This window comes from Pseudonocardia adelaidensis, from assembly GCF_039543345.1.
Taxonomy (GTDB): Bacteria; Actinomycetota; Actinomycetes; order Mycobacteriales; family Pseudonocardiaceae; genus Pseudonocardia; species Pseudonocardia adelaidensis.
Window position 1 is genome coordinate 202,322 of sequence record NZ_BAABJO010000003.1, and the last position, 26,146, is coordinate 228,467.

The 26,146-nt window shown below is 72.6% G+C and carries 28 protein-coding genes and 2 pseudogenes; 17 read left to right on the forward strand and 13 right to left on the reverse strand.

Features of this window, described 5'->3' with window-relative positions; all coding sequences use genetic code 11:
- Positions 1-2 precede the first annotated feature (2 nt).
- Positions 3-1,205, forward strand: a complete 1,203-nt coding sequence (locus tag ABEA81_RS04760; protein WP_425570449.1) for a cytochrome P450 — start codon at positions 3-5, stop codon at positions 1,203-1,205.
- 20 nt (positions 1,206-1,225) lie between these two features.
- Positions 1,226-1,417, forward strand: coding sequence for a ferredoxin (locus ABEA81_RS04765; protein ID WP_345603722.1), 192 nt, complete (start codon positions 1,226-1,228; stop codon positions 1,415-1,417).
- A 44-nt stretch (positions 1,418-1,461) separates the two neighbouring features.
- Here the strand turns inward: ABEA81_RS04765 and ABEA81_RS04770 are convergent, their stop codons facing one another.
- Positions 1,462-2,073: a TetR family transcriptional regulator gene (locus tag ABEA81_RS04770; protein WP_345603529.1), complete on the reverse strand. Its 612-nt coding sequence runs from the start codon at positions 2,071-2,073 to the stop codon at positions 1,462-1,464.
- A 247-nt stretch (positions 2,074-2,320) separates the two neighbouring features.
- Here ABEA81_RS04770 and ABEA81_RS04775 point away from each other — a divergent pair.
- From ABEA81_RS04775 to ABEA81_RS04805, 8 genes and pseudogenes are all read left to right on the forward strand, one after another.
- Positions 2,321-2,569: pseudogene (locus tag ABEA81_RS04775) on the forward strand (SDR family oxidoreductase); the annotation flags it as partial.
- Between the two features lie 40 nt (positions 2,570-2,609).
- Positions 2,610-2,801: pseudogene (locus ABEA81_RS42525) on the forward strand (phosphotransferase); the annotation flags it as partial.
- 264 nt (positions 2,802-3,065) lie between these two features.
- Positions 3,066-4,301, forward strand: a complete 1,236-nt coding sequence (locus ABEA81_RS04780) for an acyl-CoA dehydrogenase family protein (RefSeq protein WP_345603530.1) — start codon at positions 3,066-3,068, stop codon at positions 4,299-4,301.
- Positions 4,298-5,476 (forward strand): acyl-CoA dehydrogenase family protein, encoded by a 1,179-nt coding sequence (locus ABEA81_RS04785; RefSeq protein ID WP_345603531.1) that lies wholly within the window; start codon positions 4,298-4,300, stop codon positions 5,474-5,476. The genes ABEA81_RS04780 and ABEA81_RS04785 overlap by 4 nt, the downstream gene beginning before the upstream one ends.
- On the forward strand, positions 5,473-6,564 hold the full coding sequence (locus tag ABEA81_RS04790; protein WP_345603532.1) for an acyl-CoA dehydrogenase family protein: 1,092 nt from the start codon (positions 5,473-5,475) through the stop codon (positions 6,562-6,564). Before ABEA81_RS04785 ends, ABEA81_RS04790 begins: the two co-directional genes overlap by 4 nt.
- A 159-nt stretch (positions 6,565-6,723) precedes the next feature.
- A complete protein-coding gene (locus ABEA81_RS04795) occupies positions 6,724-6,948 on the forward strand; it encodes a hypothetical protein (protein WP_345603533.1) in 225 nt (74 codons plus the stop codon).
- A 14-nt stretch (positions 6,949-6,962) separates the two neighbouring features.
- Positions 6,963-7,205: a hypothetical protein gene (locus tag ABEA81_RS04800; RefSeq protein ID WP_345603534.1), complete on the forward strand. Its 243-nt coding sequence runs from the start codon at positions 6,963-6,965 to the stop codon at positions 7,203-7,205.
- Between the two features lie 171 nt (positions 7,206-7,376).
- Entirely contained in the window at positions 7,377-7,709 is a 333-nt protein-coding gene (locus ABEA81_RS04805) for a hypothetical protein (protein ID WP_345603535.1), read from the forward strand.
- Between the two features lie 32 nt (positions 7,710-7,741).
- Here the strand turns inward: ABEA81_RS04805 and ABEA81_RS04810 are convergent, their stop codons facing one another.
- Positions 7,742-7,903 (reverse strand): transcriptional regulator, encoded by a 162-nt coding sequence (locus ABEA81_RS04810; RefSeq protein ID WP_345603536.1) that lies wholly within the window; start codon positions 7,901-7,903, stop codon positions 7,742-7,744.
- Positions 7,904-7,990: 87 nt separating this feature from the next.
- Here ABEA81_RS04810 and ABEA81_RS04815 point away from each other — a divergent pair, with 87 nt between their 5' ends.
- Complete coding sequence (locus tag ABEA81_RS04815) at positions 7,991-8,530, forward strand: zinc-binding dehydrogenase (RefSeq protein ID WP_345603537.1); 540 nt, start codon at positions 7,991-7,993, stop codon at positions 8,528-8,530.
- Positions 8,531-8,632: 102 nt separating this feature from the next.
- Positions 8,633-9,778, forward strand: coding sequence for a GDSL-type esterase/lipase family protein (locus ABEA81_RS04820; RefSeq protein WP_345603538.1), 1,146 nt, complete (start codon positions 8,633-8,635; stop codon positions 9,776-9,778).
- A gap of 73 nt (positions 9,779-9,851) precedes the next feature.
- Here ABEA81_RS04820 and ABEA81_RS04825 read toward each other — a convergent pair whose 3' ends face one another.
- Complete coding sequence (locus ABEA81_RS04825; protein ID WP_345603539.1) at positions 9,852-10,445, reverse strand: TetR family transcriptional regulator; 594 nt, start codon at positions 10,443-10,445, stop codon at positions 9,852-9,854.
- Positions 10,446-10,542: 97 nt separating this feature from the next.
- Between ABEA81_RS04825 and ABEA81_RS04830 the strand changes: the two genes are divergently transcribed.
- Complete coding sequence (locus ABEA81_RS04830) at positions 10,543-11,469, forward strand: SDR family oxidoreductase (RefSeq protein ID WP_345603540.1); 927 nt, start codon at positions 10,543-10,545, stop codon at positions 11,467-11,469.
- A gap of 57 nt (positions 11,470-11,526) precedes the next feature.
- Here ABEA81_RS04830 and ABEA81_RS04835 read toward each other — a convergent pair whose 3' ends face one another.
- Positions 11,527-11,808, reverse strand: coding sequence for a hypothetical protein (locus tag ABEA81_RS04835; protein ID WP_345603541.1), 282 nt, complete (start codon positions 11,806-11,808; stop codon positions 11,527-11,529).
- Positions 11,809-11,991: 183 nt separating this feature from the next.
- Between ABEA81_RS04835 and ABEA81_RS04840 the strand changes: the two genes are divergently transcribed.
- From ABEA81_RS04840 to ABEA81_RS04850, 3 genes are all read left to right on the forward strand, one after another.
- Entirely contained in the window at positions 11,992-14,196 is a 2,205-nt protein-coding gene (locus ABEA81_RS04840; protein WP_345603542.1) for an FUSC family protein, read from the forward strand.
- Positions 14,197-14,441: 245 nt separating this feature from the next.
- The gene (locus ABEA81_RS04845; protein WP_345603543.1) at positions 14,442-16,079 is read left to right on the forward strand and encodes an ABC transporter substrate-binding protein; all 1,638 of its coding nucleotides are present in this window, start codon (positions 14,442-14,444) and stop codon (positions 16,077-16,079) included.
- Positions 16,080-16,365: 286 nt separating this feature from the next.
- Positions 16,366-17,730 (forward strand): DNA-binding protein, encoded by a 1,365-nt coding sequence (locus ABEA81_RS04850; protein ID WP_345603544.1) that lies wholly within the window; start codon positions 16,366-16,368, stop codon positions 17,728-17,730.
- Positions 17,731-17,752: 22 nt separating this feature from the next.
- On the opposite strand, the gene ABEA81_RS04855 is transcribed toward ABEA81_RS04850, so the two are convergent.
- From ABEA81_RS04855 to ABEA81_RS04895, 9 genes are all read right to left on the reverse strand, one after another.
- Positions 17,753-18,514: a ribonucleotide-diphosphate reductase subunit beta gene (locus ABEA81_RS04855; RefSeq protein WP_345603545.1), complete on the reverse strand. Its 762-nt coding sequence runs from the start codon at positions 18,512-18,514 to the stop codon at positions 17,753-17,755.
- Between the two features lie 3 nt (positions 18,515-18,517).
- Positions 18,518-18,769, reverse strand: a complete 252-nt coding sequence (locus ABEA81_RS04860; RefSeq protein WP_425570450.1) for a rubredoxin — start codon at positions 18,767-18,769, stop codon at positions 18,518-18,520.
- Between the two features lie 2 nt (positions 18,770-18,771).
- Positions 18,772-19,854 carry a pyrroloquinoline quinone biosynthesis protein PqqE gene (pqqE, locus tag ABEA81_RS04865; protein WP_345603546.1) on the reverse strand — a complete coding sequence of 361 codons (1,083 nt, stop codon included), beginning with the start codon at positions 19,852-19,854 and terminating at the stop codon, positions 18,772-18,774.
- The gene (gene pqqD / locus ABEA81_RS04870; protein ID WP_345603547.1) at positions 19,854-20,159 is read right to left on the reverse strand and encodes a pyrroloquinoline quinone biosynthesis peptide chaperone PqqD; all 306 of its coding nucleotides are present in this window, start codon (positions 20,157-20,159) and stop codon (positions 19,854-19,856) included. The genes pqqE and pqqD overlap by 1 nt, the downstream gene beginning before the upstream one ends.
- Positions 20,149-20,892 carry a pyrroloquinoline-quinone synthase PqqC gene (pqqC, locus tag ABEA81_RS04875; RefSeq protein ID WP_345603548.1) on the reverse strand — a complete coding sequence of 248 codons (744 nt, stop codon included), beginning with the start codon at positions 20,890-20,892 and terminating at the stop codon, positions 20,149-20,151. The genes pqqD and pqqC overlap by 11 nt, the downstream gene beginning before the upstream one ends.
- A 121-nt stretch (positions 20,893-21,013) precedes the next feature.
- Positions 21,014-21,106, reverse strand: a complete 93-nt coding sequence (pqqA, locus tag ABEA81_RS04880) for a pyrroloquinoline quinone precursor peptide PqqA (protein WP_345603549.1) — start codon at positions 21,104-21,106, stop codon at positions 21,014-21,016.
- 47 nt (positions 21,107-21,153) lie between these two features.
- Complete coding sequence (locus tag ABEA81_RS04885; protein WP_345603550.1) at positions 21,154-22,845, reverse strand: PQQ-dependent dehydrogenase, methanol/ethanol family; 1,692 nt, start codon at positions 22,843-22,845, stop codon at positions 21,154-21,156.
- A 16-nt stretch (positions 22,846-22,861) separates the two neighbouring features.
- Positions 22,862-23,326 carry an MSMEG_3727 family PQQ-associated protein gene (locus ABEA81_RS04890; protein WP_345603551.1) on the reverse strand — a complete coding sequence of 155 codons (465 nt, stop codon included), beginning with the start codon at positions 23,324-23,326 and terminating at the stop codon, positions 22,862-22,864.
- Positions 23,327-23,838: 512 nt separating this feature from the next.
- Positions 23,839-24,909, reverse strand: a complete 1,071-nt coding sequence (locus tag ABEA81_RS04895) for a class 1 fructose-bisphosphatase (RefSeq protein ID WP_345603552.1) — start codon at positions 24,907-24,909, stop codon at positions 23,839-23,841.
- A 224-nt stretch (positions 24,910-25,133) separates the two neighbouring features.
- Here ABEA81_RS04895 and ABEA81_RS04900 point away from each other — a divergent pair, with 224 nt between their 5' ends.
- Positions 25,134-26,132 (forward strand): class I fructose-bisphosphate aldolase, encoded by a 999-nt coding sequence (locus ABEA81_RS04900; protein WP_345603553.1) that lies wholly within the window; start codon positions 25,134-25,136, stop codon positions 26,130-26,132.
- The last annotated feature ends 14 nt before the right edge of the window (positions 26,133-26,146 follow it).

The window sequence follows — 26,146 nt, forward strand, 5'->3', positions numbered from 1 at the left end:
CCGTGACAGCAGCACCAACACTGCCGGTGTACATGCAGCGCAACGGCTTCGAACCCGTACCCGAGATGGCCGAGGTGCGCGACGGGGCGGGTATCGAGCGGGTGCGCAACTCGTTCGGGATGGAGACGTGGCTGGTCACCCGGTTCGCCGACGTCCGCGAGGTCCTGAGCGACCCGGAGCGCTTCAGCAACGCCCGGCTGCCGGCGAGGTTCCGGCGCCCGGAGGGGGTCAGGCAGCCGAGCGCCGATGAGCTCGCGCGGATGCGGGCCGGGAACCTCCTCGCCGCCGACCCACCGGACCACACGCGGTTGCGGCGGATGCTCACGCCCGAGTTCACGGTGCGGCGGATGCGCAGGCTGGAACCGCGCATCCGCGAGATCGTCGACGAGCACCTGGACGGGATGGAGCGGTCCGGCCCGCCCGCCGACCTGGTGGCGGAGTTCGCCCTTCCGGTGCCGTCGCTGGTGATCTGTGAGCTGCTCGGCGTGCCCTACACCGACCGCGCGGCCTTCCAGCAACGCAGCACCCGGCAGCTCGACCTGCGCCTCTCGATGGAGGAACGGATCCGGCTGGGGGAGCAGTCGCGGGCGTACATGGCCGATCTCGTGGCGCGGGCCCAGGCCGACCCGGGCGAGGACATGCTCGGCATGCTGGTGCGCGAGCACGGCCACGACCTCACCACCGACGAGCTGATCGGGATCGCGTCGCTGCTGCTGATCGCGGGGCACGAGACCACGGCCAACATGCTCGGGTTGGGCACGCTCGCCCTGCTGCGCCACCCGGACCAGCTCGCGATCGTCCGCGACGAGCCGGAGCGCGTGGACGCCGCGATCGAGGAGCTGCTGCGCTGGCTGACGATCGTGCACACCGGCACCGCCAAGGTCGCCACGGTCGACACGGAGATCGCCGGACAGCCGATCGCGGCGGGTGAGCTCGTGATGTGCGCGCTCCCCGCCGCCAACCGGGATCCGGAGCTGCGCACCGACCCGGAGCGGCTCGACGTGACGCGCGGCGGGGTCGGTCACGTCGCCTTCGGCCACGGCATCCACCACTGCCTCGGGGCGCCGCTCGCCCGGATGGAGATGAGGATCGGTTTCCCGGCACTGCTGCGGCGGTTCCCCGGGTTGGCCGAGGTACCCGGCACTGCGACCTTCCGCAGCTTCAGCGTCATCTACGGTCTGACGTCACTGCAGGTGACGTGGTGAAGGAGGACCTCGTGGCCAGGGTGCACGTTCATGCGGATCGCGACGTCTGCATCGGGGCGGGCCTGTGCGTCCTGACCGCCGGCGCGGTGTTCGACCAGGACGACGACGGCATCGTGGTCGTGCTCGACGAGCACCCCTCCGACGTGGCGGCGGTGCGGGACGCGGTGGCGAACTGCCCGTCGGGCGCGTTGTCGCTCACCGAGGAGGGCTGACCACTGCGGGCGTGCGGCTTCTCGGGTGAGCGCGAGGGGTCGGATCACGATCCCCTCTTCGGTGACGCCCCGACCATCCGCAGGGCCATGTCGGCATAGCGGTCGGCGATGTCCTCGGGGGTCCAGGGGCCCGTCTCGCGGTACCAGCGGGCGATGTCGATGCCCAGTGACAGCAGGGCGACGCCGGCCATTCGGGGGTCGGGCGTGTCGAAGACACCGGCCGCGACGCCGCGCTCGACGAGCTCGCGGATCTCGGCCTCGATGCGGTGGCGCAGGCCCCGGATCTCGGCGAAGTGCTCGGGCGTGAGCGCGGCCAGCTCGTAGTTCACGATCCGCGCGCTGGTGTGGTCGCGCGCGTGGTGGACGGCGAAGTCGTGGATCACCTTGCGCAGCGCGGCGGCCGGGTCGTCGGAGGACGCGATCGCGTGCTGCACCAGCCGCAGGGTGTCCTCGTGCCCCGACCGCGAGATGAGGTAGAGCAGCTCCTCCTTGGACCGGTGGTGCACGTAGAGCGCGGCGGGGCTCATCCCGGCGGCCGCCGCGACGTCCCGCGTGGTGGTGCCGTGGAAACCCTTCTCGGCGAACGCGGCGATCGCCGCGTCGAGCAGGCGGGCGCGGGTGGCGTCGGCGCGGGTGAGCTCGGACGTGTCGGTCATCGCGCGCCGATTATCCCCTCCGGCTGCGTGACGCGGCTAACGCGCACCGGCGGGGAGCGGATGTTGACGGCCGTCTCGGGCGTGTAGCACGCTCCGATTAAGCAAGCGCTTAGTAACTCGCCCGTGTCGCCCGCGCCGAGCAACTCACCGAGGAGTATGGATGCCCGAAGCCGTCATCGTCGCCACCGCCCGCTCGCCCATCGGCCGGGCGGGCAAGGGATCGCTCAAGGAGATGCGGCCGGACGACCTGGCCAAGTTCGGCGTCACCGTCAACGCGATCGCGCCCGGGTTCATCGAGACCGAGATGACCGCCGCCACCGCGGAGCGGATCGGCGTGCCGTTCGAGGAGTTCAAGAAGGGTGCGGCGGCCCAGGTCCCGGTGGCCCGCACCGGTCTTCCGGCGGACGTCGCCCACGCCGTGTCCTTCTTCGTCAGCGAGGGTGCCGGGTTCGTCTCCGGCCAGGTGCTCTACGTGGCCGGAGGGTCGACGGCGTGACGGCCCCGCCCGGCCTCGACCTCGAGGGGCTCGGTGCGTGGTGGGCCAGGGCGGTGCCGGGAGGGGTGATCGGCTGTCCGCCGAGCTGGTCGCGGGCGGCCGGTCGAACCTGAACTACCTCGTCACCGACGGGGCCGGCCGGTGGATCGTGCGCCGCCCGCCGCTGGGGCACGTGCTGGCCTCCGCGCACTACGTGGCGCGTGAGCACCGGGTGATCTCCGCGCTGCGCCACACCGCCGTGCCGGTGCCGGCGACGTACGCGCTGGTTCCTGTCCGAGGACGAGATCGTCGCCCGCTACACCGCGCACCGCGACCGGGACCTGTCGCGTTTCGGCTTCCACCTCGGGCTCGCGGCGTTCAAGCTGGCGACGATCCTGGAGGACATCCACTACCGGCACCTGCACGGCCGGACCGTCGGCCCGGGCTTCGAGCGGATCGGCGACGCCATCCACGTCATGCTCGAGGCCGGACTCACCGCATTGAAGGAGCACCGCTGATGGACTTCGCCTTCGACCGGCACACCGAGGAACTGCGCGCCCGCCTGTCGGACTTCATGGAGAACCACGTGAACCCGGCCGAGCCGGTGTTTCACGAACAGCTGCGGGCGCTGCCGGACAGGTGGGCGTGGGACTCGGTGCCGGTGCTCGCCGAGCTGCGGGCGGAGGCCCGCAGCCGCGGGCTGTGGAACCTGTTCCTGCCCGGTGGGCACGGTGCGGGGCTGACCAACCTGCAGTACGCGCCGCTGGCCGAGATCACCGGCCGCTGCGGTCACCTCGCCCCGGCGGCGCTGAACTGCGCGGCCCCGGACACCGGCAACATGGAAGTTCTGTCGATGTTCGGCACGGAGGCGCAGCGCAAGGAGTGGCTGGAGCCGCTGCTCGACGGCGAGATCCGCTCGTCGTTCGCGATGACCGAACCCGCGGTGGCCTCCTCGGACGCCACCAACATCGCCACCCGCATCGAGCGGGACGGCGACCACTACGTCGTCAACGGCCGCAAGTGGTGGATCACCGGGGCGATGAACCCCAACGCCCGGATCTTCATCGTGATGGGCAAGACCGATCCGAGCGCCGACCGGCACCGGCAGCAGTCGATGGTCCTCGTGCCGCGGGACACGCCCGGAGTGGAGATCGTGCGGGGCATGGAGGTGTTCGGCTACGACGATCACGAGCACGGCGGTCACGCCGAGCTGGTCTTCACCGACGTGCGGGTGCCCGTCGAGAACCTCGTCGGCGGAGAGGGTGACGGGTTCGCCGTGGCGCAGGCCCGGCTCGGGCCGGGCCGGATCCACCACTGCATGCGGTCCATCGGCGTGGCCGAACGGGCGATCGAGCTGATGTGCGCCCGCGCCGACGAGCGGGTCGCGTTCGGCAAGCCGCTCGCCGACCAGGGCGTGATCCGGGACTGGATCGCCGAGTCGCGCGTGCGGATCGAACAGCTGCGGCTGCTGGTGCTCAAGACCGCATGGCTGATGGACACCGTGGGCAACAAGGGCGCCCACACCGAGATCCAGGCCATCAAGATCGCCACCCCGGCAACCGTGCAGTGGATCCTCGACAAGGCCATCCAGGTGCACGGCGGCGGCGGCCTGTCGCAGGACTTCCCGCTGGCGCGCGCCTATGCCGGCATCCGCACCCTGCGTTTCGCCGACGGGCCCGACGAGACCCACAAGAACGCGCTCGCCCGCGCCGAGCTGCGCCGCCAGGCCACTGCGCGGAAGGAGTCACGATGACGTTCGACGACCTGCGGCAGCGGGTCGAGCGGTTCCTCGCCGCCCACGACCCCGCCACCACCGAGCGGCTCGAGTTCCTCCGCGCCCGTTACGACGCCGGGCTGGCCTGGGTGCACTTCCCGGAGGGTCACGGCGGACTCGGCCTTCCGCAGGCGTGGCAGCCCGAGGTGGACGACCTGTTCGCGGCGGCGGGCGCACCCGACAACAACCCGCACTCCAACGTCATCGGCCTGGGGATGGCGGCACCGACCATCCTGGCGTTCGGCACCGAGGACCAGAAGCGGCGGTTCCTGCGGCCGTTGTGGACCGGTGAGGAGATCTGGTGCCAGCTGTTCAGCGAACCCGGCGCGGGCTCCGACCTCGCCGCGCTCGCCACCCGCGCGGTGCGCGACGGCGACGAGTGGGTGGTCAACGGCCAGAAGGTGTGGACGTCGAGCGCACACCTCGCCCGGTTCGCCATCCTGGTCGCCCGCACCGATCCGGACGTGCCCAAGCACCGCGGCATGACGTACTTCCTGTGCGACATGAGCGACCCCGGTGTGGACGTCCGGCCGCTGCGGCAGATCACCGGTGAGGCCGAGTTCAACGAGGTCTTCCTCACCGATGTGCGGATCCCGGACGGCCACCGGCTCGGCGATGTCGGCCAGGGCTGGGCCGTGGCGACGGCGACGCTGAACACCGAGCGCGTGGCCATCGGCGGCCGGGCCACCCCGCGGGAGGGCGGCCTGGTCGGGATGGTCGCGAGGAGCTGGCGCGAGCACCCCGAGCGGCGCACCCCGGAGCTGCACGACCGGCTGCTGCGGCTGTGGGTCGAGGCGGAGGTCGCCCGGCTCACCGGCGTGCGGTTGCGGCAGAAGCTCGCCCAGGGCCGGCCCGGTCCGGAGGGTGCGGCGATGAAGCTGACCTTCGCCCGGCTGAACCAGCAGCTGTCCGGGCTCGAGCTGGAGCTGCTCGGCGAGCAGGGCCTGCGTTACTCGGACTGGACCATGGTGCGACCGGAGCGGGTCGACTTCACCAGCCGCGATCCCGGGTACCGGTACCTGCGGGCCAAGGGCAACTCCATCGAGGGCGGCACCTCGGAGATCCTGCGCAACATCGTGGCCGAGCGCGTGCTCGGCCTGCCGCCCGAGCCGCGCGTCGACAAGGACGTCCCGTGGAAGGACCAGGCGAAGTGAGTGAGCCGAACCTGCTCTACACCGACGTCGAGGACGACCTGCGGTCCTCGGTGCGCGCGCTGCTCGCCGACCGCTGCGACCCGCACGCGGTGATCGCCCTCTACGACGGGGACCGCTCGCTGGTGGCGCCCCTGTGGAAGGCGTTGGCCATCGACCTCGGCCTGGCCGGCCTGCTGGTGCCCGAGGATCGCGGCGGTGCGGGCGCGTCGGCCCGCGAGGCCGCCGTCGTGCTCGAGGAGCTGGGTCGCGCCGTGGCCCCGGTGCCGTTCCTCACCAGCGCGGTCGTGGCGACCACGGCGCTGGCGGGCACCGACGGCGACCTGCTCGCGGAGCTGGCCGAGGGGGAGCGGACGGCCGCGCTCGCCGTGCCGCTGCCCACCACCCCGTACGGCGTCATCCCCGCCGTGCCTGCGACCGGTGGCCGGCTGACCGGCACCGTCACCAGCGTGGCCGGGGCACTGGAGGCCGACGTCCTGCTGGTGCCCGCCGCCACGGGGGACGGCCTCGCGCTCTACGGGGTCGCCGCCACGGACGTCACGCGGGTCCCGGTCGTCTCCCTCGACATGAGCCGGCAGCTGGCCGACGTCCGCCTGGACGGCGCGGCCGGGACGCCGGTCATCGCGAACGCGGAGCCCGCCGTCCGCCGGGCGCTGCGGGCGGGCGCGGCGCTGCTCGCCTCCGAGCAGTTCGGCGTCGCGCGCTGGTGCCTGGACGAGACCGTCGGATACCTCACGCAGCGCCGCCAGTTCGGCCGCGTCGTCGGTGGCTTCCAGGCCCTCAAGCACCGGCTCGCCGACCTCGCCACCGGAGTGGACTCCGCGAACGCCGCGGCCCGCTACGCCGCAGCACTTCCGGCAGGCGATCCCGACCTCGAGCTCGCCACCGCCCTCGCCCAGGCCTACTGCAGCGATCTCGCGGTGACCGCGGCCGAGGAGGCCGTGCAGCTGCACGGCGGGATCGGCATGACCTGGGAGCACCCGGCGCACCTGTACCTCAAGCGCGCGAAGGCCGACCAGATCGCGTTCGGCACGGCCGGGGCCCACCGCGCCCGCCTCGCCGGCCTGGTCGACCTCCCAGGGGCTCCTTGACTTCTGCGTGACCCGCGCTGCTCGCCGTCGGGTCGCGGACCGTCACCGAACCCGGGTCGGACACTTTCAGCCGGCTCACAGTTGGTCTCAGTGTGTCCACAGTGACGCCGACCGATGATTCCCGTGGACGTTCGGTGACCCGCGAATCGGAGAAGACGGATGAATAGCACGACCATGCCGATCCCGTGGAGTGCCCACAACGGCCCTGCCGTCGAGCCGACGGGGAAGGGCCGGGTGGGTCCGGGGCAGCGCCTCGCCGCGGTGATCTGGGACGGCCAGTTGCTCCCCGTGCAGCACGCCGCCTATCGCGTTGCTCCCCGCTTCGCCGCCCACCTCGACGAGCTCGCCCGCCGGCGCGACGAACAGCGCAGGAAGCGGCCCTGACCACCTCGCCGAGGGTGGGCGACCGCGACGAACGCGCAGGCCGGGCGGACGCCGTGAGCCGAGACCCGGACGTCGACGACGTGCACTGCGCGGGCGACGACGGCGCTCGTGCGCTCTCCGCGGGGGAGTGGGGCGAGATCGTGCGGCTGGCGCAGGACCGGCCGGAGCTGGCCCACGCCCTCGCCGATCTGCTCTCCGCGTGCGGCGCCGCCCCGCCGGAGCTGTGGCGGAAGCGGCGGGGCGGCAGGAGCCGGTAGATCGCTCGGCATTCCTCAGCTCCGCGTCTTTTCTCAGCGGCGCTTCAGGGCACCACCCGCACATTGGATCGTGTCTGTTCCGGCCACTCATCGGGGGACCGGGATTCGGTTGATCAAGCCTGGGAATGCCTGGAGCGCCGCCCGGCGATGGGCCACCAGGATGGAGGACGGATGGAACAGCACGTCGACTTCCCGTGGTATCCGCTTCCCGAGGACGCCACCGTCCAGCTCGTCGCGATCGAGCGTCGAGCGGTACGCCGGTACCCCACCGGGCCGCCGACGAAGCCCGCACACGTGGTCTGGGGTGTGTTGATCCGCCGCGACCCGACCGGCTACGAGCGGTTCGACCTGCCGGTGGAGGTGATCCGCGCCCTCGCCCGCGACGGCGGCGCGCGGATCCGCCCGATGATCGAGATCGTGGCCTCGCGGCTCAACGACGCGGTCGCTCGGGCGATCACCCCGTCAGGGCGGCGCGGTGACGACGCCCGCAGTGCGGTGCGCTGAGACCCGCTCCCGCTCCGGACGGAGCCTGGGCGTCAGCCGGTCGTCACGGCCCGCCTGACGCTCTCGCGGAGCAGGGCCCGGCGCCGCTCGTGCACCTCCGGGGGCTCCTCGGCGGTGGCCGCGTAGACGTTGCTGACCGGGGACCACGCCATGGACATGGCGATGACCACGGCGTCCGCGACCGGTTCACCCACCGGCTCCCCGACGGGCTCGACCCCGCCGCCGCGGCCCCGCTGCTGTGCGCCGGGATCACCGTCTGGGAGCCGCTGCGCAGCCTCGGGGTGGGGCCGGGCACCCGCGTCGCCGTGGCCGGGCTGGGCGGCCTCGGCCACCTCGCGGTCAAGCTGGCCGTGGCGCTCGGCGCGCGCACCTCGGTGATCAGCCGATCGGCCGGCAAGGCCGACGACGCCCGCAGGCTCGGCGCCCACGACCTCGTCGTCTCCACCGACCCGGGGCGGATGGAGGCCGCCCGGGACCGGTTCGACGTCGTCATCGACACCATCTCCGCCCCGCACGACCTCGCGCCCTACCTGCGGCCGGTCGCCATGGACGGCACGCTCAGCCACGTCGGGCACCTCGGGCCGGTCACCGTGGAGACCCTCGACCTGCTCATCGGCCGCAAGAAGCTCAGCTCCGCGGGCAGCGGCGGCCGACCGGCCACGGCCGCCCTGCTCGACTTCTGCGCCGCGCACGGCGTCACCGCCGACATCGAGCTCCTCCCCTCGGCCCGCGTGCACGATGCCCTCGACCGCCTCCAGCGCGGCGACGTCCGCTACCGCTTCGTCCTCGACATGTCGGACCTGTCCGGTCCCGAGTCCTAGGCTCGGCGGTCCCCCGACCACCCGGATGCCGATCCGGTCGGCGATCTCGCCCAGCGCGGCCGGCGCCAGCGGTGCCGCGCTCGTGTGACAGCCTGCGGAGCCATGCACACGATCCCGATCACCGGCGACCTCGTGCGCGGGGCGCTGGAGCTGGAGCGCTCCGCGCAGGGGCTGCTGCCGCACCGGCTTCCCGGCTGGGCTCGCGCGCAGGGCGACGGGCAGCTGGCGATGGCGGAGGCGCAGCCCTCCGGGGTGCGATTGGTGTTGCGCAGCCGGGCCACCGTCGTCGAGCTGGACACGCTGCGGACCAGGGTCGGCTACCGGGACATCCCACCCCGGCCGGACGGCGTCTACGACCTGCTCGTCGACGGCGAGCTGACGGCGCAGGCCGCGACGACCGGCGGGAAGACCCTGCTCCTGGACATGGCCACCGGAGCAGCGGAGACGCTTCCCGGACCGGCCGGCACGGTCCGCTTCACCGGGCTGCCCGATCGCGAGAAGGACGTCGAGATCTGGTTGCCGCACACCGAGATCACCGAGCTGGTCGTGCTGCGCACCGACGCCCCGGCCGGGCCGGTGCCGCCTGCGCGCCGCCGGGTGTGGCTGCACCACGGCAGCTCGATCAGCCACGGCTCGAACGCCGCGAGCCCGTCGACGACCTGGCCCGCCCTCGCGGCCGCGCGTGGTGGGATCGATCTGGTCAACCTGGGGTTCGGGGGCAGCGCGATGGTGGACCCGTTCACCGCCCGGGTGCTCCGGGACACCGCCGCGGATCTGATCAGCGTCAAGCTCGGCATCAACGTCGTGAACGGCGACGTGATGCGGCTGCGGGCGTTCGGCCCGGCGGTCCACGGCTTCCTCGACACCATCCGCGAGGGGCACCCCGGCACGCCGCTGCTGGTGGTGTCGCCCATCCTCTGCCCGATCCACGAGCGGACGCCGGGACCGGGGGCGGTGGACTTCGGCACCGGCACGCTGCGGTTCCGGGCCACCGGTGACCCGGCCGAGCGTGCCGCGGGGAAGCTGACCCTGGAGGTGGTGCGGGACGAGCTGGCGCGCATCGTGGCCCAGCGCGCGCAGGACGACCCGCAGCTGTCCTACCTCGACGGTCGCGAGCTCTACGGCGAGGCGGACGCTGCCGAGCTCCCCCTGCCCGATGCGCTCCACCCGGACGCCGCGACCCATCGGCGCATCGGTGAGCGTTTCGCCGCGCTGGCCTTCGGCGCCGGGCGGCCGTTGGCGGCGTGACGGCAGCCTGGTCGAGGGGCGGGCGGCCGGGCCGCGTGCCGGTGTCGATCCTGCCCGGGTGCCGATGTCGTGATCACGGCCGTTCCGCGCCCGGCACCGCCGCGGCGGCGGCCATGTCCAGCAGCTCGCGCAGCACCGCGGCGGTGATGTCGGCGAGCGAGCGGCGCTCGGAGGCGCGGATCCAGAGGCCGAACGCGATGCCGAACACGGTGATGCCCGACTCCGCTGCCAGCGTGGCCGCGAGGTCGTCGACGCCGCGGGCGCGGAGGGCGTCGGCGACCGCGCTGGCGAGGCTGGCGAGCTTGTGCCGCTCGCGTTCCTGCAGCGCCGGGTTCTGATCGATCACCGACTGCCGGAGGCGGGAGTACTGCCGGCGCTCCTCGGGGAACGTGGACGTCGCGGACTGCAGCGCGACGCCGACGACCTCGATCGCCGACCCGCCGGGTGGCGCGGTCGCCACGCCGTCGACGAACGCCTGGACCAGCAGGTTCTGGCCGTGGAAGAGCACCTCGCGCTTGTCGCTGAAGTGCCGGAAGAAGGTGCGCTCGGTCAGCCCGACGGACTCCGCGATCTCGGTGGCGGTCGTCTGCTCGAACCCGCGCGTGGCGAACAGCTCGAGCGCGGCGCGTTGGAGGCGCTCAGCGGTTCCCGGCGCCCAACGACCCATGACATCGAGTGTAGGGATGACAGTCACTGACGTGAAGGAGTACGGTGATGTCGGTGAGTGACGTCAGTCACCGACATCGAATCTGGGGGAGTACCGCATGCGTGTCTTCGTCACAGGAGCCTCCGGCTGGATCGGGTCCGCCGTGGTCGACGAGCTCCTCGCCACCGGCCACGAGGTCACCGGACTGGCGAGGTCGGACGCCTCTGCCGCGGCGCTCGCGGCGAAGGGTGCCGGGGTTCGGCGGGGCGATCTCGACGAGCTCGACAGCCTCCGCCTCGGCGCCCGGGACGCCGACGCCGTCATCCATCTCGCGAACAAGCACGACTGGGCCAACCTGGCCGCCTCGAACGCGGCCGAGCGAGCTGCTGTGCAGACCATCGGCGACGCGCTCGCCGGCAGCGACCGGCCCTTCCTCGTCGCGTCCGGCGTCGCGGCCCTGGCCCAGGAGCGGCCCGCCACCGAGGACGACGCGTCCCCGTTCCACGGCCCGGACTCGCCCCGGGGCGGCAGCGAGAACCTCGCGCTGGAGTTCGTCGACCGTGGGGTGCGCGCGGTGAGCGTGCGTTTCGCCCCCACCGTGCACGGCACCGGTGATCACGGGTTCATCGCGGCACTCGCGGCCGTCGCCCGCCGGAAGGGGGCCGCCGGCTACCCCGGTGACGGTACGCACCGGTGGGCCGCGGTGCACCGGCTCGACGCCGCGCGCCTGGTCGGCCTCGGCCTCGCCGAGGCGCCTGCGGGAGCGCGCCTGCACGCCGTCGCCGAGGAGGGTGTTCCCACCCGCGAGATCGCGCAGGCGATCGGGCGTGCGTTCGGCCTGCCCGTCACCTCGATCCCCCCGGACGACGTCCAGGACCACTTCGGGTGGATCGGTGCGTTCTTCGCCATGGACCTCGCCGCGACCAGCGTCGCGACGCGGGAACTCCTGGGGTGGACGACCACCGGGCCGACCCTGCTCGAGGACATCGCCGCCGGCGCCTACTCCGAAGGTGCACGGGCCGGCAGCGGCGCAGTGCGGAGGTGACGAGCCGAGGCCCCTGCGTCGTCGGGCACCCACGTCACGGGCGCTGCCATCGCTCGTTCACGACGGCCCGGTTCTCGCCGGCGCGCCGGACCTGCTCGTGGAACTCCCTGGCCATCGGTTCGATCGCGGCCCACGCCCCGAGGAGAAGTGGGTGTCGGCGATCCGGTGGAAGTCCGCGACGCGGGCCGCGTGGTCGCCGAACCGGGTCGCCTCGGGCGCGCTCTCGAAGAAGCCGTAGCAGAACGCCGCCCGGATCCCGGCCTCCTGCAGGCCGCGCGCCGCGCCGTCGGCGTGGTCGGGCGTGTTGTTGCAGTGGGAGAAGTCGAGCAGGGTGGTCACCCCGGCGTTGAGCGCGTCGATCGCGCCGTAGAAGTCGAGCCGATCTCCCGCGAGCCCGCGACCGGTGGGTCCGCGGTGCGCAGCTCCACCACGACGTCGACGGCAACCACGTGCTGATCACGTGCGCCGGTCGTCCGGCGCGGTCCGACGGCTGCCGGCCGCTCCGGGTGGGAGACTCCGCGCATGCTGTTCAGGGCCCGGTTCGCGGAGCTCCGCACCGCCCTGACCGGCCTCGATCCCGGCCTGGTCCGGCTGCGCCTCGCCGGCACCGCCACTGCGGCGATGGTCCTCGCCGCGGCCGTCATGAGCGGTGTGCGCCTGCTGGCCGGGTTCCCGGTCACGGTGGTGCTGCTGGGGTCCGTGCTGGCGATGACCGGGAACCTGGCGGTCAACGAGACCGACCAGCGTGCCCGCCGGCTGACCACGGTGCTGATGCTCGGCCCGGCCGCCGCCGCGGTCGTGGCGGGCACGCTGCTCGCCCCGTACCGGGTCCTCGCCGACGTCGTGTTCGTCGCCGTGATGGTCGCTGCGGTGTACGTGCGCCGGTTCGGTCCGCGCGGAGTCGCGCTCGGCATGTCTGCGGTCATGCCGTTCTTCTTCACCCAGTTCCTCGGGGCGAACCTCGCCCAGCTGCCGTGGTTGGTGCTCGCCACCGCGACCGGGATCGGGGCGACGCTGCTGGTGCGCGACGTGGTGTTCGCCGAACGCCCCGAGCGCGCGCTCGAGCGGCTGCTGCGCGCCTTCCGCGCCCACGTGCACGCCCTCGTCGACGCGGTCGCCGACCTGCTCCAGGCGCGGCCACCGGACCTCGAGGACGAGCTGGAGGACGTCCAGCGGCGCCGGACCCGCCTCAACGAGACAGCGCTCCTGGTGGCCGACGCGCTGGAGGACGAGCGCGCTGCGGCCGATCCGGAGGAGCTCGCCCTGCGGGTTCTGGACGCGGAACTGGCCGCCGAACGCCTCGCCCTGACCGCGCAGCGGCTCGTCTGCACCCTCGGCGGGGCCGAGGCGGGCGGGATGGACGCCGACCGGGGACGAGCGCTGGTCGCGGCCCTGCACGGGGTGAGCGCGGCGTCCGCCAGCGGTACGCCGCCCGCGCTCGGCACGACCCTGCTGGAGAACGCGACCAAGCGCGTCGCCGCACTGGCCGCGGAGCCGGAGGAGCCCGTGGGCGAGGCCGCACGCGTGCACCGGGTGGCGTTCGCGGTGGTCCGGCTCGCCGACGCGCTGCAGACCGCCGGCGAACCGGACGAGGTGGCCGGGCCGGGCGGCGCGGGGCGCAGAGCGGGGCCCGAATGCGCCGAGCCCGCCGAGGGGGACGCCGCACGCGAGGAGGAGCCGGGGGAAGCGGACTCGGAGCCGCCGGGCCTGCGGATCACCACCCGGCAGGCCGTACAGGTCGGCGTCGCCACGAGCCTCGCGATCGTCGTGGGTGAGCTCGTCTCGCCCGCCCGCTGGTACTGGGCCGTGATCGCGGCGTTCATCGTGTTCGCGGGCACCAGCAGCCGGGGTGACGTCCTCAGCCGCGGCTACGAGCGGGTGGTCGGGACGATCGGCGGGGTCGTGGCCGGCATGGGACTGGCCGTCCTCGTCGGCGACCACCCCCCGCTGGTGCTGGCGCTGCTGTTCTGCTGCGCGTTCCTGGCGCTCTACCTCGTGCGGGTCTCCCAGACGCTGATGGCGTTCTGGATCACCGCGGTCCTCGCGCTCCTGTACGGGCTGATCGGCCAGTTCACCCTCGCGACGTTCGTGCTGCGCGTCGAGGAGACCGCGGTGGGCGTGGCGATGGGGGCACTCGCGGGCTTCCTCGTGCTGCCCAAGCGCACCCGGGACGCCTTCGAGGAGGCCCTCGACGAGCAGGTGGACGCGGTCCGGGCGGTGCTGCAGGCCGCGGCCGACCGGATCGCGGGCCGCGAACCGCAGACCCCGCCCGTGGAGCTGGCGCGCGAGGCCGGAGACGCGTTGGGGACGCTGCGGCAGCGGGCGAAGCCGCTCGACCGGGCGTTCCTGCGGCGCCGGGGGCGGACCGGGTACCAGCGTGCGCTGCGCGCGCTGACCGCGGTGGACCACTACGCCCGCGGGCTCGCGCGGCTCTCCGACACGGTGCGGGAGCCCGGGTGGGCCGCCACGCTGGACCCGGCCGTCGAGCGGGTGCGGGCCAACCTCGACGGGCTGCGCGCCGTGCTGCACCACGGCGAGAGCCCCGCTGCCCCCACCGTCGCGTCGGCCGAGGACGCCGTCGACACCGCGGAGGCCTACGCCTCGCGGGTGCAGGACGCGTCGCGCCGCGCCGAGCTGCTGGCCGCGGTCCGGCTGCTGCGCCGGATCGACCAGGCGGTGGTCCGGTTCGCCACCGACCTCACCGCGCCCGCGGCCGTGGGGGCGTGACACACCAACTTCGGTGCCGGCACTGCAACTGCAGTTGGTGTGTGAGCGCCAGTGTCGGTGTGTGACGGGGGGCCGCACACCGACGAGACATTCGCCGTATTGCGCATCCGACGGCCTGCTGATGCAGTGGCCTGAGAACGGACAATCGTTTCCGGCCCGACTTCCCGCCGAGCAACGCGGTCGAATGCATCGGCGCATCCGCGAGCGGCATGTGACTCAGCCACTGACAAAGGAGTTGGTGCGAAATGGGTAGAACGACGACCGCGGGGCGGAGGTCCAGGACGTTCGTCGCCGCGGCCGCCGGACTCGCCGCCCTGCTGGTGGCCGGGTGCGGGGCGGCCCCCGGCGTCGGTCCGGCGGGCGGCGGTGGCGAGAGCGTCATCCGCACCATCGATCCCTACGGCGGGGACCCGGCCACCGAGGGCACGCCCAAGAACGGCAGCGTGCTCGTCATGGGCACCGACCGGGAGGCGTCCGGGTTCGACCCGACCGTCCAGAACACCAACCAGGCGGCGACCGCGGTCTACGACTCGCTGCTCAAGCTCGACGGGGGCGAGCCAGAGCCCTACATGGCGCGGTCGATGGAGTCGCCCGACGCGGGACGGACCTGGCTGCTCGGCCTGCGCGACGGGGTGCGCTTCTCCGACGGCACCCCGCTGGACGCCCAGGCCGTCATCGTCAACGTGCAGCGGCACATCGACAAGGCCTCCTCGCCGGGCCACCGGTTCACCGAGCCGATCGCGTCGATGCGCGCGGTCGACCCGCTGACCGTCGAGTTCCGGTTGAACCGCCCGTTCGGGCAGTTCCCGGCGGCGTTCGCCGCCAACTTCACCGGCGGCAGCCTCGGCATGATCATCTCGCCGGCCGCGCTGCAGCAGTGGGGTGACGAGATCGCGATGCACCCCGTCGGCGCGGGCCCGTTCGTGCTCAGCGACTGGGTGCGGGACTCCCGGATGCAGCTCACGCGCAACCCGGACTACTGGCAGGCGGGCCTGCCCAGGCTGGACGGGCTGGAGTTCCGCCCGCTGCCCGACACCGAGACCCGGTACGCATCGCTGGAGAACGGGGACGTCGACCTGATCTTCGGCGGGTACCACACCGAGCTGCTCCGCGGTGCCCAGAACCCCAACCTGCGCGTCTACTACGGCTCCGGGCACGGTGCGGAGTGGAGCTTCTTCAACTTCCAGCGGCCGCCGTTCGACGACCGCCGGATGCGCGAGGCGTTCATCCGCGCGATCGACCGCAACGCGCTCGGGGCCACGCAGTACCGCGGCCAGTGGGAGCCCGCGAACGGCTACTTCGGCAACGACAGCGAGTACAACACGCCGGAGGCGACCGCGGCGTGGCCGACCTACGACCCGGAGCGGGCGCGCCGGCTCGTGCAGGAGTACGTGGCCGACGGTGGGAGCGCCACGATCGAGTACAAGACGACCAACGCACCCAACCGGGTGGCGTTCGCGGAGTTCCTGCAGGCGCAGATGGCTGCCGTCGGGATCACTCTGAAGCCGGTGTTCTACGACCTCGCGCAGTACTCGTCGGAGGTCGTGCTGAGCGGTGACTTCCAGGTCGGGGGCAACGTCGGTGGGCCGGTCGACGCGCCGTACCCGGCCGCGTCGAACGTGTTCCACACCGGAGGCAGCCAGAACTACGGCAAGTACTCCAACCCCGAGGTGGACGCGGCGCTCGACCAGGCGGCCGCGAGCCTGGACGAGGCCGAGCGCACCCGGCTTTACCAGCGGGTGCAGCTGCTGACCAACCAGGACCTCGTGGAGAGCTACTACAGCCGCGGATACCTCTCGACGGTGGCGAAACCGGACGTCAAGGGCGTGGTGCGGTATCTGACCCGCGACATGTTCTTCGCGACGACCTGGCTGGACCGCTGACCGACGGCCGATCGCCACCGCAATTCATTCGACGATCCCACGGACGAACCTGGCCTTCGGCTCAGTTTACAGACGGAGTCGGCGCGAGGTAGACATGGTGAACGGGTGCTGGCCTTTGGTGATGCACCGAATGATCAAGCGGGAAGTGCGCCACACGGTGCCTGGCTGCGGTCGGCTCGGCGGCGACGGGTGGTGGGCGCCCCGAGGCGGGTGCCGTGCGGCGCCGGCGACGGACCAAGGGCGGTTCTTCGGCATGAGCGATGGTCACCGACACAACGTCGCGCCGGTGAGTACGGGAAAGGGCTCGGTCTTCGCGGCGTGGGAACAGTTCGTGCAGGGCGAGGACCACGTCCGTGGGGTCCGGCCCGAGGTGCTGCTCTCCTGGCACCGCTGCCGGGAGCGGTACCGGGTCGACCCGCACCTGACCGAGGCTCCGCGGGCAGCGGCGCGTAGCGACCACTCGCTCGAACAGGACGTGGTGTTCACACAGCTCGGTGGGCTCGCGGCGGGCGTGGCCCGGGAGGTCGAGGGCCGCAACGGCATCGTGACCGTGGCCGACGCCACCGGCCGGATCCTCGCCACCTGGGGCGACCAGGCCACCGTGGCCAGGGCCGCCGACGCCAACCTCGCCACGTGGTCCTGCTGGTCGGAGTCCACGGCCGGCACGAACGGCATGGGTACCGCGCTGGAGACGCACGGCCCGGTCCTGATCAGGGGCGCGGAGCATTGGTGCCAGGCGTTCCACGGCTGGGCGTGCGCGGGTATCGCCGTGCGTGACGTCGTGACCCGCGAGCCGATCGCGGTGCTCAACATCTCCTGTTGGCGCACCCCGCTCCCCGAGGTCACCGGCCGGTGGCTCTCCCATGCGGTCGCCCAGACGCAGGGCGCGCTGAAGGGGCGCGCCCGGGAGAGCGCCGCCGAGCTGATCGCCGCGTTCGCCCAGGCCAAGGGGCGTGGCATCACGGCTGTGGCCGCCGTGGACACCGGCGGCAAGGTGGTGATCGCCGACGAGCGGGCCGGCCTGCTCATGGGGGTTCCCGCCGACACGCCCGCGGTCGAGCCCGCCATCAGGTGGCACACCTGCCTGCCGGACCTGATCCGGGTGGCCGTGTACGCCACTGCGCGAGCCGAGAAGGACCCCGACTGGGTCGGCTCGACCCAGGTCTACACCCACCTCGCCGACGAGCCGTCCCCGGTGGCGATCCGGCCCGTCTTCTTCGCGGGGCAGCTGGCCGGGCACCTGATCGTGCTCGGTGCATCCGACGACGGGCACCCGCTCCCCGCGGGGGCGCCCACCATCCCCTCCGACATGCCGATGCGCCGGGTCGTCGCGGTGCGCGGCGACCGGATGGTGCTGCTGCGGCTGCCCGAGGTCTGCTTCGCCGAGTCGGACGGCAACGACGTGTGGCTGTTCACCGACCAGGGGCGGTTGCGCGCCGCCTCCCCGGGCCTGGACAAGCTCGCAGGCGAGCTGGGCGACGCCGGGTTCCTGCGGGTGCACCGCCGCTACGTGGTCAACCTCAGCCGCATCCGGGAGATCGAGCGCGGGTTCAAGAACGAGCTGTTCCTGGTCATGGACGGCAGCACCAACGACGTGGTGCCGGTGTCGCGGAGGAACACGCCCGCCGTCCGGGACGCACTGGGGCTCTGAGTTCCCGGGCCTCCGAGGCCGCTCACCAGAACTTGATCCCGGCGGCCTTGAGCCGCCGCCGGTGCTGGCGCACGGCTGTCTCGATCGCGTCGGGTGTGATGAGGTCCCCCCACACCTTCGCGGCCGACTCCCCCTGGGCGAGCAGCGCGTCCGCCTCGTCCCGGCCGATGTCGGCGTTCTGGACGATGCGCGATCCGAACCCGATGTGCCAGCGCTCGTCACGCAGGACCAGCTCGACCCCCTTGCGCAGACCCGGCAGGGCGACGGACAGGCCCTCGAGCGTGTCGAGCATCGTGTGCTGCCCCGCCAGGAGGACGACGCCCTCGATCACCATGTGGTACAGCCCGACCGCGGAGGTCAGGCCCCCGTGGTCCTCGGCGAGGCGCCGGGCGGTGGCCGGCAGGCGCTCCTCGAACAGCTCGACGAGCTCGGGGCCGACGTGGGTGCGCAGCGCGTCCCGCCGCGCCGCGGCGTCGGCCCCCGGGACGCGGGCGACCTCGGCCGCGACGAGGTCGAAGAAGCGGGCGTGGCGCGCCTCGTCACGGGCCTGGGCGCGGAAGACCGCCTCCATCGAGTCGTCGGATGCGGCCGCCTGGTAGGAGCCGAGCTCCTCGGACACCGACGTCTCGGCGATGACGAAGCCCGCGATCAGCCCGAGGACCCTGGCGCTCTCGGCGTCGGTGAGCCGTGGCCAGGCCGCGCGGTCGGCCGAGTAGTCGATGTCCGTCTCGTCCCACTGCAGCGACTCGGCGAGCGTCACGAAATGGCCGTATCCCCTGATCACGACTCAGCGTCCCCACTCCTCCGGGAACTCACCCGGCTCCAGCTCGCGGAAGTCCGCCTTCGTCGCACCGCAGATGGGGCACATCCAGTCGTCCGGGATGTCCTCGAACGGTGTTCCCGGCGCGATGCCGCCGTCCGGGTCGCCTTCCTCCGGGTCGTAGATGAACCCGCAGGGCTCGCAGAACCACCGCGTGGTCTCCGGCTTCTCCAGTACCTGTCCGCCGATCCGCATGCCGGACGTCTCCTCCTCTCCCATGCTCAGCCGCGGTGCGGGCGGGGGACCAGCAGCTCGTCCAGCGGACGGGACCCCGCGTTGGCCCGGTCCACGGCGTCGGTGACGAGCGCGTGGTCGGGGGAGAGGTGGCAGACCGGGTCGGTCCGGGTGGCGTCGCCGGTCAGCTGGAACGCCTGGCACCGGCACCCGCCGAAGTCGAGCTCGCGGCGCTCGCAGGTGCGGCAGGGGTCCCGCATCCAGCCGAAGCCGCGGAACGCCCTGAACATCGGCGAGTCGTCCCAGATCGTCTGCAGGGAGTCCGTCCGGACGCTGGCCGGGGGCAGGGGGAGCGGGTGCGCGGCCAGGCAGGGCAGGGCGTCACCGTTCGGCGTCACCGTGATCTGGCGCGACGCCCAGCCGCCCATGCACGGCTTCGGGTACTCGCTGTAGTAGTCCGGCAGGACGTGCAGGATCTCCATCCGGTCGCCCAGCCGGGCGCGGGCGTCGCGCACGACCTCCTCGGCGCGGGCGAGCTGCTCGCGGCTGGGCAGCAGCGCGGCCCGGTTCCGCCACGCCCACCCGTAGTACTGGGTGTTGGCCAGCTCGACGCGGTCGGCGTCCAGCTCCTCGACCAGCGCCACGATCTCGGCGATCCGGTCGATGTTCTGCCGGTGCAGCACGACGTTGACGGTGAGCGGCCAGCCGAGGTCCTTCACCAGCGCGGCGGCCTGGAGCTTGCGCTCGAACGACGGGATCCCGGCGATCCGGTCCGACGTCACCGGCTCGTCGGCCTGCACGCTGACCTGCACGTGGTCGAGCCCCGCCTGCTTGAGCGCCTCGGCCCGTGGCCGGGAGAACCCGATCGCGCTGGTCACCAGATTCGTGTACATGCCCAGCCCGGCGGCCGTGCGCACCAGGTCCACCAGGTCGCGGCGCAGCAGCGGCTCGCCACCGGAGAGGTGGCACTGCAGCACGCCCATCTCCGCGGCCTCGGCGAACACGCGCTGCCAGTCCGCCGTGGACAGCTCGTCGTCGTAGCCGGCGAGCTCGAGCGGGTTGGAGCAATAGGCGCAGGCCAGCGGGCAGCGGTAGGTGAGCTCGGCCAGGAGGCCGAAGGGCCGGTCCATCACCCCGCCTCCTCGAGGACGACGTGGCGGCGGGCCGCCATGCGGGCCAGGAAGTCCCGCACCTCGTCGCCCACCGGGCGGTCGTAGCGGGCGTGCAGCTCGTCCACGAGCTGGGCGACGGTCCGCGACCCGTCGCACAGGCGGACGACGTCCGCGCCGGTTCCGTTGAGGACGATCACCGACTCCGGCCCGAGCAGGACGTGCCTGCCGCGCGAGCGGTCGAAGTGCAGCCGCAGGTGCGTCCCGAGCCGGGGACGCGAAGTGTCGGGCGGGGCGGGTGCGGTGAGGGGGGAGTCAGTCGGCATAGGCCTGGTCGATCGCATCCATCATGGACCAGAGGACGTCGCACTTGAACGACAGCGCGGCCACGGCGCGGTCCTGCTGGTCGGGGGTCAGGCAGTGCGCGGTGACGACCTCGAGCGCGTGCTCGGAGTCGCGCGGCGCCTGCTCGAGCCGGGCGCGGAAGTAGGCCAGCCCGTCCGGGTCGATCCAGGTGTAGCAGCGCTCGAACGCGGCGAGGCGCTCGGCCATCAGGTCCGGCGCGAACAGCTCGGTCAACGACGACGCGACCGCGTCCACCCACGGCTTCGTGCGGGCGAACGTCACGTAGGCGTCGACGGCGAACCGCACGCCGGGCACGAGGTGGCGGTGGTCGAGGATCTCCTCGCGGGTGAGCCCGCACGCCTCGCCCAGGCGCAGCCACGCCTCGATGCCGCCCTCCCCGGCGGCGACGCCGTCATGGTCGACGACCCGGCGGATCCAGCGCCTGCGGACCTCCACGTCCGGGCAGTTGGACAGGATCGCACCGTCCTTGCGGGGGATGTTCTCCTGGTAGTAGAAGCGGTTCGCCACCCACCCGCGGATCTGGGCGGGGGAGAGCGTGCCCTCGTTCATCCGCACGTGGAAGGGGTGGGCGCTGTGGTAGCTCGCCGAGTGCGCGCGCAGGCGCTCCAGGAACGCCGCGGTCGCGGGGTCCGTGGCCCCGTTCCGGCCGGTCGCAGCCGCCGCCCCGTTGCGGGACGGTGTCGTCGTCGTCATCGTGCTGGACCTCCACCTCGAGCCCGTCGTGGGCCATGTCCATTGCGTCGTACGTCCGAACGGGAGGAGGGGCGCCGGACCCTCGTCCGGTGCCCCTCCCTTCCTTCAACCCGTGCGTCGCTCAGGACTCCGAGCGCGCGACGTACATGGTCACCTCGGGGGCACACCCGAACTCCTCGAACTCGGGGGCCTCCCACTCGGTGGTGGTCTCCACGCCGTCACCTCCCTTCCACGGTTCCGGCGGCGTGTGTCGGCGCTCGGCTAGCTCTCCGGCAGGGCGAACACGAACAGCGCGTCGCCCTTGTTGTTGCCGAGCAACCCGGGGAGGAAGCCCTCGATCCAGCCACCCCATCCGGTCGGCACCGCGATGTACTGGCGGCCGTCGATGCTGTACGGGGTGGGGCTGCTGTGGTGCCCGCTCCCGCACTGGAACGACCACAGCTTCTCGCCGGTCTCCGCGTCCAGGGCGACGAACTCACCCGTCGGCGTGCCCTGGAACACCAGCCCGCCCGCCGTGGTCAGCGTCGAGGCGCACATCGGGTACTCGTTGCGCCAGCGCCACTTCTCCTCGCCGGTCAGCGGGTCGATCGCCGCCACGTAGCCGTAGAAGTCCTCGAGGTCCACGGCCACGGCCGCGCCCCAGTACGGCATGCTCTCCTTGAACTCGCGGCGTCGGCGGGTGGCCGTCGCCCCGACCTCCTGCACCGGCACGTAGATCAGCCCGGTCTGGGGGTTGTAGGACATGTGCGTCCATTCCTTGCCCCCGGCGGGACCCGGCCAGAAGTGCACCGGCTCGCCCTCCTTGTCCGGGTACACCTTCGGGGTGACCTTCCCGTCGGGGGTGATCTCCCCCCAGGTGATCCGGTCGACGAAGGGGAACACCCGGACCAGCTCGCCGTTGGTCCGGTCGAGCACGAAGAAGTACCCGTTCTTGTCCGCGTGCGCGAGCAGCTTGCGCCCGTCGGGGGCGTCGAACAGGAGATTCTCCATCGTGGAGTCGTAGTCCCACAGGTCGTGCGGGGTGAACTGGTAGTGCCAGCGGATCTCGCCGGTGTTGACGTCCACCGCGATGGTGCTGTCGGTGTAGAGGTTGTCGCCCTCGCGGACACCGCCGTCGAAGTCGGGCGCCGGGTTGCCGGTCCCCTGGAACAGCAGCTCCAGCTCCGGGTCGTAGGTGGGGGTGACCCAGCAGTTCGCACCGCCGCGCTGCCACGCCTCGCCGTCGTCGGGCCAGGTCTCGGAGCCGGGCTCACCGGGCTTGGGGATCGTGTAGCAGCGCCAGCGGCGCTCCCCGGTGTGAGCGTCGAACGCGTCGAGGTGCCCGCGGACCCCGAACTCGCCGCCCGCGCTCCCGACGATGACCATGTCCTTCACGATGAGCGGCGCGACCGAACCGCTCTCCCCGGCGCGCACGTCGCCGTTGACCGCGTCGAAGACGACCTGGCCGTTCGTCGCGTCGAGCGCGACGAGGTGGGCGTTGAGGGTGTACAGGTAGACCTTCCCGTGCCCCACCGCCACACCCCGGTTGACGTTCCCGCAGCACAGCGAGACGTCGTACGGCGAGGCGTGCTTGTAGCGCCAGAGCTCCTCGCCGGTCTTGGCGTCCAGGGCCCAGACCTTCCCGTCCGGGCCGGAGACGTACATGACGCCGTCCACGACGATCGGGGAGGCCTCGAACGAGAAGGTCGACGCGCCGGAGTGCATGCCGACCATCGCCGCCTGGAACACCCACGCGGGGGCCAGGCGCTTCACGGTGTCCTTGTTGATCTGGTCCAGCGTGCTGTAGCGCTGGCCGTCGTAGGTGCCGTAGTAGGTGAGCCAGTTCTGGGGCTCCGAGCGGGCGTCGAGAATGCGCTCGTAGTTGACGCTCTCGGTGACCTGCGGCGCGCTCCCCTTGACGGCGCTGAGTTGTGAGAGGGGGATGGCCCGGCCGGCGTCGACGTATTCGGTCATCACCTGCTCCTTTCTGCTACGGGCGCGGCTGGGCGGGACGGTCGAGCTTGGCCTCCGGCGGAACTTCTCCGCCGATGACGATCGCCCCGGTCAGCCCGCGGCCTTCGTCGTTGCCGGTGGCGGAGCCGTACCAGTAGATGCCCGGGCCCTGCAGGTTGAGGGTGGCCGTGCCCTTCGAATGGTTCACCATCCAGATCACCAGGTTGTCCCCGATGTTGGGCAGCACCGAGCAGTGGGTGTTCTTGTCGTCGTTGATGAGCGTGAGCTCGAGCGTGCCGCCGTGCGGCAGGATGAGGATGCCGGGCTCCCAGCACATCTCGTCCTCCGGGATGCGGACCGTGGCGCGCATCGTGCCGTCGGGTAGTTCTTCGGCGTGCCCGATGGTCCCGGTCCCGAGCAGCCGGCCCAGGGTGAGCTTGTTCTGCCCGTCCAGGCCCGCCGCGGCGAGCTCGTCCGCTCGCTCGCTTGAAACAGTCGTCATTGAGCACCCTTCTCCCGGCGGCTCGGAAAAGCCGACACGAAATCTCGCAGAACGCAGTGGTGAACCGTTCGGATACTGCGTCGTCGGTCGAGCGAACAGCTCACCGTTCGCTCCGGCCCGCTCGATCCACTCCCGCAGGTGCGGGGCGTGTTCACCGAACCTGGTGGAGGGGGATCGCGGGATGCGATGGATCTGCGACGAGTGCCGTCACTCCGCGCGTTGCGCGCGATGTCCGGAATTGACTCGGTGGCGGCGCCGGAGAGGCAATCTCACTGCAACTCCTTTGTCTCAGTGTGATATCGCAAAATGTACGTTACAGTCCGGTGTATTGGTTCGGCAAGGGTGGGCACCGGGTCGTGTGGGCCTTCTCCGTTCGTTGGCGAAGAGCTACCGCTCGTAGGAGCTTCGCCCCCGTTGGCGGGTCATCGGCCGCGGTGGTGCTCGGCGAGCCGGCCGCGGCACCAACCGGACGCGGGCGTCCGATCCGGCGCGTCCGCACCATTTCGGGCGGATCACGTGGCGACGCGGAACAGGCCGCGCTCGCCGTACAGGGGCGAGTCGTGCCGGCGGTCGTTGTGCTGCCGGTGGAAGCGGTCGATCAGCGCGACCTCGTCCGCCGCCCCGAAGATCAACGGGATGCGCTGGTGCAGGCCCGATGGCTCCACGTCCAGGATGCGTTCGCGTCCCGTGCTCGCCGCGCCCCCGGCCTGCTCGACGAGGAACGCGATGGGGTTGGCCTCGTAGAGCAGCCGCAGCCGGCCCGGCCTGGCCGGGTCCTTCGTGTCGCGGGGGTAGAGGAACACCCCGCCCCGGGTGAGGATGCGGTGCGCCTCGGCGACGAGGGACGCGATCCAGCGCATGGTGAAGTCCTTGTGCCGCGGCCCCGACAGCCCGGCGAGGCACTCGTCGACGTAGCGGCGCACGGCGGGCTCCCAGAACCGCCGGTTCGAGGCGTTGATCGCGAACTCCGCGGCCTGCCGCGGCACTCTCAGCGCCTCCCGGGTGAGGACGAACTCGCCGAGCGCCGGGTCGAGGGTGAAGGCGTGCACGCCCCGGCCGAGGGTCAGCACGAGCATCGTGGCCGGGCCGTAGAGGGCATAGCCCGCGCCGACCTGCGCGGTGCCGGGCTGCAGGAAGTCCTGCGTCGCCGCGTCCACCCCGGGCCGGGGCGCGCGCAGGATCGAGAAGATGCTGCCGACGGACACGTTCACGTCGATGTTGGACGAGCCGTCGAGCGGGTCGAAGACCAGCAGGTGGTCCCCTCGCGGGTGCTGCGCGGGCGGCAGGTGGGGCTCGTCGAGCTCCTCCGAGACCATGCCCGCGAGGCGCCCGCCGCGCTCGGTCGCCCGCAGGAAGCGGTCGTTGGCGACCAGGTCGAGCTCGTGCTGCACCTCGCCGTGGACGTTGCTCCGCCCGGCGCTGCTCACCGGGGGGCGCAGGGAGCCGAGCGCGACCCGCTCGGCGACCTCCTTGCAGGCGAGCGCGACGTCGAGGAGCAGGGATTCCAGTTCCGGGCGTGCGGCGGGGTGGCGGCGCCGTTCGTCGATGAGGAACTGCGCGAGCGTCGTGCGGGCGGCGAGCATGGGGCTTCCTCTCACCTCGCGTCGAGGGCGGACGGCGGACCGCGTCCGAGCCGCCGGGGCCCGACGCTGCCCGCGGCCGCGGGCGCGGACATCCCCCTCGCGGGGGGTCGCAGGGGGGTCGGCACCCGGCGTTCCCCTGGCCCCTCCCCGGGATGGGTGAGGTCGGGCCGGGCTTCGCGTCCCTACGTTCGGGACGAAGCCCGCCGACGGAAGGAACTCCCGACATGGGTTCGTGCAGGCAGATCGCGGCGCAGCTGGTGGCACCCGGGAAGGGGGTCCTCGCCGCGGACGAGAGCATCGCCACGATGTCCGGCCGGCTGGAGAAGGCGGGGGTCGAGGCCACCGCCGAGAACCGGCGCCGCTACCGGGAGCTGCTCGCCTCGACGCCCGGCCTGGCCGACGGCGCCTCGGGGATCATCTTCTGCGACGAGACCCTCCGCCAGGCGTTCGCGGACGGGACCCCGTTCGCGAACGCCGTGCGCGGGCTGGGCATCCTGCCCGGCATCAAGGTCGACACCGGGGCCAAGCCCTGCTGCGGGCTGCCCGGCGAGACGGTCACCGAGGGCCTCGACGGCCTGCCGGCCCGGCTCGCGGAGTACGCCGAGATGGGGGCGGCGTTCGCCAAGTGGCGCGCCGTCTACCTGATCACCGACGAGCTGCCCAGCGCGGGTGCCGTGCGCAGCAACGCGAACGCCCTCGCCCGCTACGCGGCGGCGTGCCAGGAGGCCGGGATCGTGCCGATCGTCGAGCCCGAGGTCCTGATGGACGGCGACCACCCGATCGAACGCTGTGCGGAGACCACCGCCGAGGTGCACGCCGCGGTCCGGGAGGAGCTCGGGCTGCTCGGCGTCGACCTCGCCGGGATCGTGCTCAAGCCCAACATGGTGGTCGAGGGCGCCGACCACGCCTGCCGCGCCACCCCGGAACGGGTGGCCGAGGCGACCGTCGGCGTGCTGCGGGCGTGGCCGGACGAGCTGGCCGGGATCGCGTTCCTCTCGGGCGGGCAGCCCCCGGGACGCGCGACCGCCAACCTCGAGGCGATGCAGCACCACCGCACGCCGTGGCCGCTGACGTTCTCGTTCGGCCGGGCCCTCGTGGACCCGGCGCTGGCCGCGTGGCACGGTGACCCGGCCCTGGTCGCGGCCGGGCAGGCGTTGCTCGCCGAGCGCGTCGCCGCCAACGCGAACGCGGTGCGGCGGCGGGCCCGGATGCAGGCGGCCTGATCACGGGCGGCCTG

Coding starts and splice junctions, on each gene's coding strand:
- ABEA81_RS04795 (WP_345603533.1), top strand. CDS start 6,724: ATGAATAGCACGACCATGCCGATCCCGTGGAGTGCCCACAACGGCCCT.
- ABEA81_RS04770 (WP_345603529.1), bottom strand. CDS start 2,073: ATGACCGACACGTCCGAGCTCACCCGCGCCGACGCCACCCGCGCCCGC.
- ABEA81_RS04830 (WP_345603540.1), top strand. CDS start 10,543: ATGCGTGTCTTCGTCACAGGAGCCTCCGGCTGGATCGGGTCCGCCGTG.
- ABEA81_RS04890 (WP_345603551.1), bottom strand. CDS start 23,326: ATGACGACTGTTTCAAGCGAGCGAGCGGACGAGCTCGCCGCGGCGGGC.
- pqqE (WP_345603546.1), bottom strand. CDS start 19,854: ATGGACCGGCCCTTCGGCCTCCTGGCCGAGCTCACCTACCGCTGCCCG.
- ABEA81_RS04780 (WP_345603530.1), top strand. CDS start 3,066: ATGGACTTCGCCTTCGACCGGCACACCGAGGAACTGCGCGCCCGCCTG.
- ABEA81_RS04820 (WP_345603538.1), top strand. CDS start 8,633: ATGCACACGATCCCGATCACCGGCGACCTCGTGCGCGGGGCGCTGGAG.
- ABEA81_RS04900 (WP_345603553.1), top strand. CDS start 25,134: ATGGGTTCGTGCAGGCAGATCGCGGCGCAGCTGGTGGCACCCGGGAAG.
- ABEA81_RS04845 (WP_345603543.1), top strand. CDS start 14,442: ATGGGTAGAACGACGACCGCGGGGCGGAGGTCCAGGACGTTCGTCGCC.
- ABEA81_RS04885 (WP_345603550.1), bottom strand. CDS start 22,845: ATGACCGAATACGTCGACGCCGGCCGGGCCATCCCCCTCTCACAACTC.
- ABEA81_RS04860 (WP_425570450.1), bottom strand. CDS start 18,769: ATGGGAGAGGAGGAGACGTCCGGCATGCGGATCGGCGGACAGGTACTG.
- ABEA81_RS04785 (WP_345603531.1), top strand. CDS start 4,298: ATGACGTTCGACGACCTGCGGCAGCGGGTCGAGCGGTTCCTCGCCGCC.
- pqqC (WP_345603548.1), bottom strand. CDS start 20,892: ATGACGACGACGACACCGTCCCGCAACGGGGCGGCGGCTGCGACCGGC.
- ABEA81_RS04895 (WP_345603552.1), bottom strand. CDS start 24,909: ATGCTCGCCGCCCGCACGACGCTCGCGCAGTTCCTCATCGACGAACGG.
- ABEA81_RS04805 (WP_345603535.1), top strand. CDS start 7,377: ATGGAACAGCACGTCGACTTCCCGTGGTATCCGCTTCCCGAGGACGCC.
- pqqD (WP_345603547.1), bottom strand. CDS start 20,159: ATGCCGACTGACTCCCCCCTCACCGCACCCGCCCCGCCCGACACTTCG.
- ABEA81_RS04840 (WP_345603542.1), top strand. CDS start 11,992: ATGCTGTTCAGGGCCCGGTTCGCGGAGCTCCGCACCGCCCTGACCGGC.
- ABEA81_RS04825 (WP_345603539.1), bottom strand. CDS start 10,445: ATGGGTCGTTGGGCGCCGGGAACCGCTGAGCGCCTCCAACGCGCCGCG.